This is a genomic window from Psychrobacter sp. ANT_WB68 (assembly GCF_008369115.1).
In the GTDB taxonomy this organism is placed as follows: domain Bacteria; phylum Pseudomonadota; class Gammaproteobacteria; order Pseudomonadales; family Moraxellaceae; genus Psychrobacter.
Map to the genome: position 1 here is coordinate 777,927 of NZ_VOAZ01000002.1, position 13,075 is coordinate 791,001.

Below are 13,075 nucleotides of genomic sequence, written 5' to 3' on the forward strand. Positions count from 1 at the left end.
GATTTTAACTTTATAAGTAGACCTGCCCTTATTGGCTGCCCGATAAAACTAGCTACTTAGTAGACAGTGGTTACCAGTGTATAGCCAAGCTACATAACCATACCTTTACTCCTTTTAAAAAACCAAAGGGTGGTGAGTTGTTAGTACTCTTTAAACAAGCCAATCAGTATTTAGCAAAGTATTATTGTCAACTTTATAACTTAATAATGAAGTTGTTCGCAGGACTAGTGAATTTCGAGCTTAGTCTATGACTTTTGCAAGAGGTCTATTTAATATACTCGAGAACTCAAGTTGGAAGCGATGAGCTTAGTCATTGATTACAACCGCAGTATACTGACATGGTAAGCTCGCTTGTCATTAGCAAATTAACTTTACAAAAATGGCTAACTCGGTATCAGAAAAGAATAACTAGGTAACTCCTGAAAATAGGCAAAGCTCTAACCGATGATCAGTAAGAAATACAAGAGTTATGCAAAGAGAATAAACGCATGAAGGTTGAGCGCAATGTATTTAAAAAAGGACTCTGCTCTGTTGGCATTGTATAGTCTGAATGACTATCTCTGATCCGAAGCTTGCAGAGCAAGAAAAATGGAGATGAAAAGTCATCTGTGCAAGCTATTAGGCATGAAGAAAATAGCCGATCGATGAGTCTGGTTTTATATTTATAACAATGTAAGACATCACTTAAGTTTGAATATGAAAACACTGTCTGAGATACATCTCTATTACTTATGTCTTGTTTAATATAAAAAAAGCCAGATACTCAGGGTATCTGGTTTAGCAAGAAATTATTAATCTATTTTAGGATGGTCATCAAGCTATCTAAATAACTTATCGATCATGTCAGAACCTAGACCAACTTTATTATAATGTTTGCGGCATAGGTCAATATAATCATGAACATCAAAGTAACCTGTGGTTTCACCGTTTTCATCGAGCCAGATTAGAGGTCCTTTAACAATAAAAAAAACTCTCATTGGCTCTTCATGTTCATACGCAACCAAAGTATGACCTTCTCCCGGTGTTTCATAAATAAAGTCCCCTTTAGTAGCAACCCAATCATGCTCTAAATATCCCCACTTCCCCGAAATGGTGTAACCAAAAACTTGATGAGGATGATAATGCCGATTAACTAACCCTGCTCCTTTGGCCATTAAAATATCACACCAACTATTTTGAGAAGGAGAAATCCATAACGGACGAGATGAGACAGTATCACTGAAGGGTACGTAATATCTTTCATCGTCAATTGCTGCATCTTGTAAATAAACCTCAGGCAATGCGTCAGGCTTAAAAACATTGGCGATTGGAGGGATGTCCCTCCAGAATTCATTATTGTGCTTATCCATAAGTCACCTCAATAATATTAAAGTTAGAATTAATTGCAATATAAAATCAACTATAGTTCATTTTTTAACCTCACTTTGTTTAGTAAATGGAAAATTTAATGCTAGTGTATCTAGGTTTTTTAATGGTCATTTGGCATCGTACTTAATGTGTTAACTTAAGAGATATAAACCAATATTTTTGATTAGATATCTAGGATCAGTAATTCGCTCTTCGCACGCGAACAGCAAGGCGTGAACTGGTCATTTTTTGCCTGTTCTTCCTCTGTGAGAAAAACATCGCGGTGATCCGGTATTCCCTCTAGAATGCGAGTTAAACAAGTACCGCAAACCCCTGATTCGCAAGAAAAGGATATTTCTATATCAAGTTTTTCTAGCACCTCGAGGATTGTTTTGTCAGCAGGAATCTCTACAATCTGTCCTGTGCTACTGATCTTGACTTCGAACCTGCCATCGTTGGTGTTGTCGACTGGATCCGCAGAAAAATACTCGCGATGTAATTGTTTTTCTGACCAGTTCAGCTCCTTTGCAGTATTAAGAATGTACTCCATAAAACCTCCAGGACCGCAGACATATACATGAGTATTAGAGTCAGGGGTCGCAAGTAGGCTTGCAGCATCAAGCTTTTGTGTCGCATTACCATCATCAAAATGGAAGTGCACCTGATCGGCAAATTCTGAGGCCTTGATATGTTCGATAAAGGCTGTTTTAGCTGGAGTCCGAGTGCAATAGTGCAACTCGAAGTTTGCTCCAATATGCGCTAACCGTTCAGCCATACAAAGAATCGGCGTGATTCCAATGCCACCAGCAAATAATAAGCTGCGCTTAGCTTCATGGGCAAGAGGGAAGTGGTTTCGTGGTTCACTGATCTGAAGACGGTCACCTTCGTTGATTTGCTTGTGCATTGCTAAAGATCCACCACGTGAGAAGGGATCTTTTAATACAGCAATTTGATAACGATGGTTTTCATCGGGATGATTGCATAATGAGTATTGGCGAGTGATTCCCTCAGGTAGTTCAACATCTATATGAGCTCCCGCACTAAAGGGTGGCAATGGAGCGCCTTTTAGGCCAGCGAGTTCAAATAGGCAGATGTCATCGGCGACGACTTTTTTTGAAATAACCAAAACTTCAATCATAATAGATATCCCTATCAGGCATTACATACAGTTCGTGATTAAATAATTTAGTAATTTGTGAATCTATTTTGGACGCTAGCTAAAAGTTAGAGATTAAGAGTCTCTATTGATTGTTGCTCTTCTTTTAACATGTTATCCAAGATACGTCTTGACCTAACGCCGCCAGTATCGATATTTAGCTTTAAGAGTTTACGCTCAGGATAAGCTAATAGATTGAGCTGTTGGCGCTCAAGCATTTCCAAGTCTTCACTAAAGATATGATGTTGTCCTTCGCGGATCTGCTTTGTCAGCTTTTCATCCTCTGGTTTGAAGTGGCGTGCCATACCCCAAAAATACCAGATAGAAGTTTCCGTTTCAGGGGTAATGAAGTCCACGACGATGCTACTTACTTTAAATTCAGGATCAGCTTCGTATCCTCCTTTTCCAGCATGGGCTACGCCGACTTCGATCATCACGTGACTTGGAGGGGTGAAACGACAAATCTGCCATCTGTCCACTGGGACGTCGTCAGCTAAGTTGTTTGCACGTAAGGCTGCTTGCCAGAATGGTGGTGCTAGAACATTGTCCATAAAGCGACTGGTAACCACCATATCTTCTTCTGAAGTAGTATGCACAGGAGCTTCATCAATTTCTTCTTGTCCTATACTACTCGTATGTACATAGGTCTCATGGGTCAGATCCATGAGGTTGTCGATCATTAAACGGTAGTCACAATTTATGTGGAACAGACCGCCATCATAAGCCCATTCGGGGTTATTTGCCCATTCTAACTCTGGAATTTTGGCAGTATCAGCCAGTTCAGGATCACCCGTCCAAACCCAAACAAAACCATAACGTTCGACCACGGGGTAATTACGAATACAAGGGAAGCCTCTCACACGTTGTCCAGGCATAGCTACAGTCTTTCCGTCACTACCCATTTTTAAGCCATGATAACCACATACCAAAAGTCCATCTTCAACGTAACCGAGTGACAAAGGTGCCCCTCGGTGTGGGCAGAAGTCTTCAACTGCTGCCACACCATATTTACCTTTGTAAAAAACAATATTCTCACCACATATTTGGCGACCTAGTGGTTTTTTGTTGAATTCATCTGGAGTACAAGCAACATACCAACAGTTTTTTGGAAACATATCAAAATCCTTTTTTTTGCAAATATTGTACTTAATTTGATTCAATTTAGCACAGAAATAAGTTTTGTCTACTGGTTTTTGAATAAATTGGATCCAATTTCTAGTAAATCTGGATTTTATCGAGGTTGGTATAAACTTGGTAGAGTCAGTTGTTATGATATCTTTGTATCATTTTTTAGTTTGACTAGGCAGAAAAATAATTTAGGATCTTGACCCTATAACTCGTATTTATAATGCTGCTTTTTAACTTGCAAAGACCATTAATACTAATATGATGCTATTCTAGGTTCTGGAATTGGAACTCGTTCCATTTTTATTTTAGAAGCTTTTATTTCTTGTGAGGTTTCAATGAGTAAAGCGGGACAGCGTGTACTTAGTGCGTTACGACAAATGATTATTTCTGGTGAGTTGGAGGCTGGAGAGCGTGTTGCTGAAATACCAACCGCTGAACGTCTTGGCGTCTCACGTACACCTATACGTATGGCGCTACGTACCCTTGAACAAGAAGGGCTTCTTATCAAGTTAGAGAATCGCGGCTATCGCGTTCGTGAAGTGACTCTCGAAGAAATTAATGGGGCTGTAGAAGTCAGAGGTGTTTTAGAAGGGTTAGCAGCGAGGCAAGCGGCTGAGAAAGGTCTAAAAACAGAGCATCGCCAAGGTTTACTGAAATGTCTTATAAGAGGTGATGAGTTATTTTCACAAGGCTATGTCACTGAAGATGATCTTGAGGTGTATCATGACCTTAACAAACGTTTTCACTCTATTATTATTGAAGCGAGTGGCAATCCGGCGATTGACATGGCACTAACTCGCATTGAGCATACACCATTTGCTTCGGTTAGTTCGCTAGCTATTGATCGCAATAACCTGGTTAGAGAATATCGCCGATTTAACTTCGCCCATATGCAACACCACGCTGTTTTTGATGCAGTGAGTAATGGTCAAGGTGCTCGAGCTGAAGGAATAATGAGAGAGCATGCAAATGCTACACTGCGATATGCAGAGACATTCAATTCAGGATTGGCTCATACTGATAATATACGAGTGATCAGTGAGGATCTAATTTGATTAATAATGTAAATAATATATTCGCTGTTTATTGGGATAGTTTATTCATAAGTGTGATTAGTAATAAGGCCCTCTTATCTTAAGGTCAACATATTTTAATTGTTAAATTTAAATTAAGCTTAATAATTAGGAAGCCAAATATATTGACAGAATGCTAAACAATGTATAATTTAGTTCATTTTAAGAATAATAGTTCTTATATCGCACAAAAACATCAAAAAAGGAATTTATGATGAGAATGATACTTCCATTTGGTTTGGCGTTGGCAGCTTTGATAGGTCTTACAGGATGTTCGCAATCGAGCGACAACGCTACTTCAAGTTCAGAAGAGACGACTATCTTGCGCTTCTCGCATTTATGGCCTGCTACAGCAGCAACCCATACTGAAATTTTTGAACCTTGGGCGAAGAAAGTTGAAGAAGAGTCAGGTGGCAGGATTAAGGTAGAAATTTATCCTTCAGCCACACTCAGTAAAGGTGGAGCCACTTATGATGCTACTGCTAAAGGAGCGGTCGATATAGGTTCTGAGCTCCAAGGTTATACAGCGGGCCGTTTTCCATTGACTCAAATTACAGAGCTTCCAGGCCTCTCTAGCTCAGCAACGCAAATGAACTGTATGCTACAGACTTTGTATGATGATGGGGTGATATCAAGTGAATATGAAGATACACACCTATTGTTCATGATGGGAACTGGCCCTGGAGGTATTCATACCATCGACAATCCTATTAGTAAACCGGATGATTTAAAGGGGTTACGTATTCGTCGTCCATCGGCTATCGCCGGAGACATCATTGAAGCGGCAGGTGGTACGCCTGTCGGCTTACCGGCTCCTGATCTTTATACTTCGCTGCAACGCGGTGTGCTTGATGGTGTGAGTCTGCCATGGGATGCCACCGGATCTTTTAGATTGATTGAGCTGACCAATACTCATACTAATATTCCGTTTTATAGCTCGGCTATTGTGGTCACTATGAACAAAGGTCGATACGAAGGTTTGCCAGAAGAGCTGAAACAGGTCATCGATAATAACTCTGGAAAAATGATGGCTGCTCTTGCTGGGAAAGTGTTCGATGCAGACGATGATAAATTTATGGCCGAGGCTAAAGCAAAAGGCGATGTGATGATAGACATCCCTGATCCGTTGAATGACCCTGCTTGGAAAGCACCGTTAGAAGCAGGCACTCAAAAATACTTAAAAGATATTGAAACACTTGGATTGGATGCCAAAACCGTTTATCAAAAAGCCAAGGAGGCCAGTGCGGCTTGTAAGTCCTAGTTTACTCTTATCTCTCATTAAATCTGAAAAAAGGCCCAACTTTGAGTTGGGTCTTTTTTTTACATTTTACGCTGAGAGTCAAGTGTTTGTTTTCTACCAAGCATATGTTTGTATTTATAATAAAAAGGCGAATCTCTTTTAAAAAATCAGTCAATTATATTGACAGAAGGATAGGAAAAGTATAAGTTAATTCACTATGTGAACAATAATTCTGATATAGAACAAAATTGGTCATGATTATTATTGAATTGTGATAATCATCAAAGCATATAAATAGTTAAATAGCGACAATGAATCGACCTAACATCATCTCTAGGGAGAGAGAAACATGACAGCAGTTTATATTTGTCATCCAAAACGTTCAGCGGTAGGCCGCTATGGTGGCTCTTTAGCTGATATTCGTCCAGACGACTTGCTTGCACAAGTAATTAAGGCAGTATTGGCAGATGCACCTGAGTTTGATCACAGTGCAATTGAAGATGTTTTTATGGGTTGTGCCAACCAAAGCGGTGAAGATAATCGTAATGTTGCCCGTATGAGTAGCTTACTATCTGGTTTAACAGAGAAAGTACCGGCCACGACTATTAACCGTTTGTGCGGCTCTGGTTTAGATGCGGTAGGAACGGCTTTTCGCGCGATTTCTAGTGGTGAGATGGAGTTGGCACTTGCTGGCGGTGTTGAGTCGATGACTCGCGCCCCATTTGTAATGGGTAAGCCAGAAAAAGCTTATGATCGTGGTCAGAAGTTGCAAGACACCACCATGGGATGGCGCTTTATTAATAAAAACCTTGATTATATGTATGGTACAGAAGCGATGCCACGTACCGCAGAGAATCTAGCAGAAAAATACAATATTTCTCGCGAAGATCAAGATGCTTTTGCGGTATGGTCACAACAAAAAGCTGCCCAAGCACAAAATGACGGTCGTTTATATGCAGAGATTACCCCTATCACTATCGAGAGACGTAAACAAGAGCCGCTTGTTGTAGACACAGATGAACACCCACGTCCCAATACTGATATGGCTACTTTAAGCAAATTGCGTCCGATATATGAAAACGGCACAATCACTGCAGGAAATGCCTCTGGTATTAATGACGGTGCAGCAGCGATGTTAGTTGCCAGTGAAGCCGCTGTAGAAAAGTATGGCTTAACACCTGTGGCAAAAATCGAAGGTATGGCTACAGCCGGTGTCTTGCCAACGATCATGGGTATTGGACCTGTACCTGCTACTCAGAAGCTATTAAAGCGGCTTAATCTCAGTTTGAATGATATCGATATCATCGAACTTAATGAAGCTTTCTCTGCGCAAGCGTTGGCCTGTTCACGTGAGTTAGGACTTGATGATCGTGATGAGCGCATTAACCCTAGAGGTGGTGCTATTGCTTTGGGTCATCCACTAGGTGCATCGGGCGCGCGTATCTTGATCTCTGCTATCCATGAGTTACAGCACACTAAAAAAGACAGAGCGCTTTGTACCATGTGTATTGGCGTCGGGCAGGGGATTGCTTTAGTAGTTTCACGAGTAGGAGAATAATCATGGCATTTTTGGCAACAGACGCCCACCTTATTGCGTATCAAGATAGTGGTGAAACTTATTTACCGGCATTATTTATGGCGCATCCACTAGGAATGAGCCGTGATGTTTGGGACGAAGTGTGTGACCAACTGCATGGACATTATCGTTGTATTCGCTGGGACCTACCAGGTCATGGTAGTAGCGGCGCTGCAGCAGATGGATTATCAGCAGAGCTGCTTGCTAATGATGTCCTTGCGTTGGCTGATACCTTAAAGATTGATGGTTTTAATTTTATCGGTACCTCCATAGGTGGTGTGGTTGGTCAAAGCTTGTGCCAGATAGCGCCTGAGCGTTTAGAGCAAGTTTGGCTCACCAATACCGGTGCGGTGATCGGTACTAAAGAAGCTTGGGCTGAACGTGCAGAAAATGTCCGTCGTTTAGGCTTGGCTGAAATGGCGGAGGCTATTGTGCCGCGCTGGTTCTCACCAAGTTATGTTGAACAAAACCCTGAAGTATTACAAGGCTGGCAAGTGCAACTGTCACGCAGCGATGATGAAAGTTATGCCAAGCTTTGTGAGGCATTAGCACAAGTAGATAATCGCAGAAAGCTAGCTGATTATGCAGATAGTGTGGCGTTGATAGCGGGTGCAGATGACGTCTCTACACCTATTACTGCCTTAGAAGCACTGAAAGCTGAGTTTACTGGTGCTAACCTAAGTATTTTTGAAGGGGTGGGTCATGTGCCGTCGGTTGAGGCGCCAAGTCTATTGGTTAAGCATATTCAAACCAATGCAGACCGCGCGACTGTTGGTGAAACAGGTATTAGCTATGAACAAGGTTTGGCACAGCGTAAGCGCATTCTAGGAGAGGCTCATGTGGAAAAAGCTTCTCAAAATGCGACTACGTTAGATAACCCATTTCAGCAGTTTATTACACGTAATGCCTGGGGCGAACTGTGGGGCAATCCTATCTTGACCGTACAGCAACGCAGTATGATTACCACAGCTATATTAGCAGCGCTAGGGCGAGATGGTGAGCTAGGTTTACACCTGCGTACTGCAAAGCGTTTAGGTATCAATGAAGATCAGTTGCGTCAAGTACTGATGCATGTGTCAATTTATGCTGGTGTACCAGCTGCCAATCATGGTTTTGCTTTAGCCAAAGAAAATGGCTGGGGTAATACCATCTCACAACATCAAGGTTGTAGAGAATAATATATATATTATTCTCGCTTTATAAGAATGGAGAAAATCATAATGAGTCAAAAGTACCCCCGTTTTCTTGCTCGTGATCGGGCATGGCAACCAGCACAATATACGCCAAGCTATAAAACATCGGTTAGCCGTTCACCGCGCCAAGCACTAGTTAGTATTCCAAATGCTAGCCCTTCCGAGCGTAGCGGTCCAGTTTTTGACGGCTTAGAGCTTGGTCAATACGACAATGATTTATTGATGAACTTTCGTGCCGAAGGTGCGACCGCAGGCTTACCTATTGGTGAGCGTATTATTATGCATGGGCGTGTAATAGATCAGTTTGGCAAGCCAGTGCCTAATACTTTGGTTGAGATGTGGCAAGCAAACGCAGGTGGTAAATACCGCCACAAAAAAGATGGTTATTTAGCACCATTAGACTCCAATTTTGGTGGGGTAGGCAGATGTATTACTGATGCCGATGGTTGTTATCGCTTTCGTACAGTACGTCCAGGCCCTTATCCTTGGCCCAATGACATTAATACTTGGCGCCCAGCTCATATTCATGTATCAGTAATGGGACCTTCGATCTCAACTCGTTTAATCACGCAAATGTACTTTGAAGGTGACCCTCTTATTCCGCTATGTCCTATCGTACAAGTCTTAAAAGATCCAGAAGCAGTTGAAACGATGATTGCACGCTTAGATATGGCTATGAGTAAGCCCATGGACTGCTTAGCATATCGTTTTGATATTGTCATTCGCGGTGCATTACAAACCTATTTTGAGGAGTAAAACATGTATAGCCAATACAAACTGCAAGATGAAACAGGTGTATTACGCGAAACAGCTTCGCAAACGGCAGGTCCTTTTGTACATATCGGCTTGGCATTAGAAATAGCAGGTTTTGAATCACGAGCAGATGAAATATGGCAGGATTTGGCCAAAGAAAGTGCTGAAGGTGAGCATATTGAATTGGTTGGTCGGGTATATGACGGCAATGGCGATTTAGTGCGTGATGCCTTAATTGAGATCTGGCAAGCTGATAGTCAAGGCAACTATATTGCCAATTTTGATAATAAGAAACCTTTTAGCGGTTTTGGGCGTAGTGCTTGTGCTGTAGATGGTGATTTTCATTTTAATACAGTCAAACCTGGGCAAGTAGACTTTAATGGAAAGCCGATGGCGCCGCATGTCAATATTGCTGTTTTTGCACGCGGTATCAATATTCATCTACAAACCAGAGCGTATTTCGATGACGAGCAAGAGGCTAATAATAATTGTCCAATCTTAACTAGTATTCCATCGGACGTACGCCGTAAGACCTTAATAGCAGTAAAAGAAGAAGGCAAGGGTAAGCCGCGTTATCGCTTTGATATTTACCTGCAAGGTGATGGTGAGACGGTGTTTTTCGACTTTTAATATCTAACTGCTCTATAAGTTTTAATAATAACTTAATTAGACAATGAGAGGGATTTCATGACTAAAGCTCAAGCAAACTCACAAGCAACGATCAAAACCCAAGTAGCTATTATTGGCGCCGGACCTTCTGGCTTGTTGCTCGGCCAATTACTTACCAAAGCTGGTATTGATAATATTATTTTAGAAAGAAAATCTGGAGACTATGTCTTAAGTCGCATTCGTGCGGGTGTTTTAGAACAAGGCACTGCAGATTTGATTCGTGAAGCGGGTGCTGGTGTACGTATGGATAAAGAAGGCATTATCCATAAGGGGACAGATTTTAGTTTCCAAGGTGAGCACCACCATTTGGATCTAGAGAAGTACAGTGGCGGCAAACATGTAATCGTATATGGCCAAACTGAAGTAACCCGTGATTTGATGGATGAACGTAAGAAATCTGGTGCTAGCACCATATATGAAGCTGATCATGTCAAACTACATGATGTTGATTCAGAGAGTCCTTATGTGACCTACCATCATAATGATGAACCGTTCCGTATCAACTGTGATTATATTGCTGGTTGTGATGGTTTCCACGGTGTGACACGCAAATCAATTCCGCAAGACAAGCTAGTAGAGTACGAGAAAGTTTATCCTTTTGGCTGGCTAGGTCTCATGAGCGATACACCGCCAGTACATGATGAACTAGTGTACTGTGCTCATGAGCGTGGCTTTGCTTTATGTTCAATGCGTTCAGAGACACGCAGTCGTTATTATCTACAGGTACCTGATACCGATACTATAGATAACTGGAACGAAGAAAAATTCTGGGATGAGTTAAAGCGTCGTATCCCACCAGAAATGGCAGAACGTTTAGTCACAGGCCCTGCGTTAGAGATGAGTATCGCACCATTGCGCTCTTATGTCTGTGAAACCATGCAATATGGAAAAATATTTTTATTAGGGGATGCTGCACATATCGTACCACCAACAGGAGCTAAGGGCTTAAACCTTGCTGCTAGTGATGTAGAAACTGCATTCCGTCTGTTTGTCAAAATCTATAACGAAGGACGAACTGATCTGATTCCTCGCTATCAAGAAATTTGCTTAGCACGTGTCTGGAAAGCGGTACGTTTTTCGTGGTGGATGACTATGTTCTTACATCGTTTCGAAAGCGCTGGTCGTTTTGATTTCCGTGTACAACAAGCTGAGTTTGACTACTTCATTCACTCAGAAGCAGGCAATACAACCATTGCTGAAAACTACGTTGGGTTACCGCTTGAAGAGCTAGAATAAGCTATTCAGACTCAGCTATTCAACTCTTTTCATATAGGATGACTCAATGTTAAATAAAGTGACAGAATCTGTGGCTGAAGCTATCAGCAATATTAATGATGGTTCAACCATCTTGATAGGTGGATTTGGGTTAGCAGGACAACCAGCAGAACTCATTGATGCTCTGATTGAGCGTAATGCAAAGGACTTAACGATTGTCAATAATAATGCAGGCAACGGTGATACAGGGTTGGCCGCACTATTGAAGGCAGGTTGTGTACGTAAGATTATCTGCTCTTTCCCGCGTCAGCACGATTCATATATTTTCGATGACTTATACCGAGCGGGGAAAATTGAGCTTGAAGTAGTTCCACAAGGTACCTTGGCTGCACGTATTCAAGCTGGGGGTAGCGGTTTTGGTGCGATTTATACACCGACAGCCTATGGGACTCTACTCGCTGAAGGCAAAGAGACGCGAACCATTGACGGTGTTGACTATGTATTGGAATATCCTATCAAAGGGGATTTCGCGCTCATAAAAGCCTTGAAGGGCGATCGTTGGGGTAACCTGATTTACAATAAAGCAGCGCGAAACTTTGGACCTATTATGGCTGCTGCCTCAAATCATACCATTGCTCAAGTCAGTGAAGTGGTGGAGTTGGGTGTTTTAGACCCAGAGCATATTGTCACCCCAGGTATTTTCGTTCATGAAGTTGTTTGTATTGGAGCAAAAGCATGATGACTAATCATACACCATGGTCAGTAGATGAGATCGCTAAACGCGTTGCTCAAGATATTGAAGAAGGCATGTACGTTAACTTAGGTATCGGCCAGCCAACTAAAGTTGCCGACTTCTTACCTGAAGATAAAGATATTTTTTTACACAGTGAGAACGGTGTGTTAGGCATGGGTCCTGAACCTGCTGAAGGTGAAGAGGACGGCGATTTAATTAACGCAGGTAAGCAATATATCACCTTGTTAGAAGGCGGTAGCTATTTCCATCATGGCGATTCTTTTACGATGATTCGTGGTGGTCATATTGATCTATGTGTTCTAGGAGCATTTGAAGTCGCCGAAAATGGAGACATCGCTAACTGGTTTCTAGGTCGACCAAAAGATATTCCCGCAGTAGGTGGGGCGATGGATTTAGCCGTTGGTGCGAAAAAAGTTTATGTGATGATGGATCATGTCAGTAAAAATGGTGATCCTAAAATTATTGAGAAGCTTAAGCTACCTATCACTGGTGAAAAATGCGTCAATCGTATCTACACTGATCTAGCGGTGATTAACGTTACTGATAAGGGGTTGGTAGTACGCGAAATGATCGATGGTTTAACATTTGAGGAGTTGCAAGCTAAGACAGGTGCTAAGTTAATCGACAACACTCAATAAATATATATCCAATCAATACATACCCATCAAGAAAGGATTTCATGATGAAGAATAATTCAAATTTTAAAGTAACGACAGCTCCTTTATACAAGGCGTCTAGGCTTAAGATGTGTAACGTATCTAATAGTAAAGTATCTAATTATTATGATACAGGAGAGGTTAAAGCAACTCGATTTTCACACTATGTGGCCGCCAGTGCCGCCTGCAAGGTCTAACCTAAAGGAGTGGTCACATGGCGTTTTTAGTCAAACTTAGCACCCTTATCTCAAGGTTTTGTCAGCTTATTGGTGGTATCAGTCTTATCATTATTGTACTGGCCACCATGCTAGATGT

12 protein-coding genes are annotated in these 13,075 nt (G+C 41.7%); 9 read left to right on the forward strand and 3 right to left on the reverse strand.

Translation table 11 applies throughout. The features are described 5' to 3' along the window. Window positions 1-818 precede the first annotated feature (818 nt). The 3 genes from FQ084_RS08445 to FQ084_RS08455 form a co-directional block, all read right to left on the reverse strand. Window positions 819-1,349: a 2,4'-dihydroxyacetophenone dioxygenase family protein gene (locus FQ084_RS08445; RefSeq protein WP_149490172.1), complete on the reverse strand. Its 531-nt coding sequence runs from the start codon at window positions 1,347-1,349 to the stop codon at window positions 819-821. 182 nt (window positions 1,350-1,531) lie between these two features. Next, the gene (locus FQ084_RS08450) at window positions 1,532-2,485 is read right to left on the reverse strand and encodes a PDR/VanB family oxidoreductase (RefSeq protein ID WP_149490173.1); all 954 of its coding nucleotides are present in this window, start codon (window positions 2,483-2,485) and stop codon (window positions 1,532-1,534) included. A gap of 86 nt (window positions 2,486-2,571) precedes the next feature. After that, a complete protein-coding gene (locus FQ084_RS08455; RefSeq protein ID WP_149490174.1) occupies window positions 2,572-3,618 on the reverse strand; it encodes an aromatic ring-hydroxylating oxygenase subunit alpha in 1,047 nt (348 codons plus the stop codon). 348 nt (window positions 3,619-3,966) lie between these two features. On the opposite strand from FQ084_RS08455, the gene FQ084_RS08460 reads away from it, so the two are divergent. From FQ084_RS08460 to FQ084_RS08500, 9 genes are all read left to right on the forward strand, one after another. Then, complete coding sequence (locus FQ084_RS08460; RefSeq protein ID WP_149490175.1) at window positions 3,967-4,686, forward strand: GntR family transcriptional regulator; 720 nt, start codon at window positions 3,967-3,969, stop codon at window positions 4,684-4,686. A gap of 232 nt (window positions 4,687-4,918) precedes the next feature. Beyond that, window positions 4,919-5,965 carry a TRAP transporter substrate-binding protein gene (locus FQ084_RS08465; protein ID WP_149490176.1) on the forward strand — a complete coding sequence of 349 codons (1,047 nt, stop codon included), beginning with the start codon at window positions 4,919-4,921 and terminating at the stop codon, window positions 5,963-5,965. 328 nt (window positions 5,966-6,293) lie between these two features. Further along, window positions 6,294-7,502: a 3-oxoadipyl-CoA thiolase gene (gene pcaF / locus FQ084_RS08470; RefSeq protein ID WP_149490177.1), complete on the forward strand. Its 1,209-nt coding sequence runs from the start codon at window positions 6,294-6,296 to the stop codon at window positions 7,500-7,502. A 2-nt stretch (window positions 7,503-7,504) separates the two neighbouring features. Next, entirely contained in the window at window positions 7,505-8,698 is a 1,194-nt protein-coding gene (locus tag FQ084_RS08475) for an alpha/beta fold hydrolase (protein WP_149490178.1), read from the forward strand. Window positions 8,699-8,737: 39 nt separating this feature from the next. Beyond that, window positions 8,738-9,469: a protocatechuate 3,4-dioxygenase subunit beta gene (pcaH, locus tag FQ084_RS08480; protein WP_410477337.1), complete on the forward strand. Its 732-nt coding sequence runs from the start codon at window positions 8,738-8,740 to the stop codon at window positions 9,467-9,469. 3 nt (window positions 9,470-9,472) lie between these two features. Then, window positions 9,473-10,096: a protocatechuate 3,4-dioxygenase subunit alpha gene (gene pcaG, locus FQ084_RS08485; RefSeq protein WP_149490180.1), complete on the forward strand. Its 624-nt coding sequence runs from the start codon at window positions 9,473-9,475 to the stop codon at window positions 10,094-10,096. Between the two features lie 57 nt (window positions 10,097-10,153). Continuing rightward, a complete protein-coding gene (gene pobA, locus FQ084_RS08490; RefSeq protein WP_223144863.1) occupies window positions 10,154-11,371 on the forward strand; it encodes a 4-hydroxybenzoate 3-monooxygenase in 1,218 nt (405 codons plus the stop codon). Between the two features lie 46 nt (window positions 11,372-11,417). Then, window positions 11,418-12,089: a 3-oxoacid CoA-transferase subunit A gene (locus FQ084_RS08495; RefSeq protein ID WP_149490181.1), complete on the forward strand. Its 672-nt coding sequence runs from the start codon at window positions 11,418-11,420 to the stop codon at window positions 12,087-12,089. Next, window positions 12,086-12,742: a 3-oxoacid CoA-transferase subunit B gene (locus FQ084_RS08500; protein ID WP_149490182.1), complete on the forward strand. Its 657-nt coding sequence runs from the start codon at window positions 12,086-12,088 to the stop codon at window positions 12,740-12,742. Before FQ084_RS08495 ends, FQ084_RS08500 begins: the two co-directional genes overlap by 4 nt. The last annotated feature ends 333 nt before the right edge of the window (window positions 12,743-13,075 follow it).

Bases quoted from the DNA above. Each gene is read 5' to 3' on its own strand.
- FQ084_RS08445 (WP_149490172.1), bottom strand. From the start codon at position 1,349: ATGGATAAGCACAATAATGAATTCTGGAGGGACATCCCTCCAATCGCC.
- FQ084_RS08450 (WP_149490173.1), bottom strand. From the start codon at position 2,485: ATGATTGAAGTTTTGGTTATTTCAAAAAAAGTCGTCGCCGATGACATC.
- FQ084_RS08455 (WP_149490174.1), bottom strand. From the start codon at position 3,618: ATGTTTCCAAAAAACTGTTGGTATGTTGCTTGTACTCCAGATGAATTC.
- FQ084_RS08460 (WP_149490175.1), top strand. From the start codon at position 3,967: ATGAGTAAAGCGGGACAGCGTGTACTTAGTGCGTTACGACAAATGATT.
- FQ084_RS08465 (WP_149490176.1), top strand. From the start codon at position 4,919: ATGAGAATGATACTTCCATTTGGTTTGGCGTTGGCAGCTTTGATAGGT.
- pcaF (WP_149490177.1), top strand. From the start codon at position 6,294: ATGACAGCAGTTTATATTTGTCATCCAAAACGTTCAGCGGTAGGCCGC.
- FQ084_RS08475 (WP_149490178.1), top strand. From the start codon at position 7,505: ATGGCATTTTTGGCAACAGACGCCCACCTTATTGCGTATCAAGATAGT.
- pcaG (WP_149490180.1), top strand. From the start codon at position 9,473: ATGTATAGCCAATACAAACTGCAAGATGAAACAGGTGTATTACGCGAA.
- pobA (WP_223144863.1), top strand. From the start codon at position 10,154: ATGACTAAAGCTCAAGCAAACTCACAAGCAACGATCAAAACCCAAGTA.
- FQ084_RS08495 (WP_149490181.1), top strand. From the start codon at position 11,418: ATGTTAAATAAAGTGACAGAATCTGTGGCTGAAGCTATCAGCAATATT.
- FQ084_RS08500 (WP_149490182.1), top strand. From the start codon at position 12,086: ATGATGACTAATCATACACCATGGTCAGTAGATGAGATCGCTAAACGC.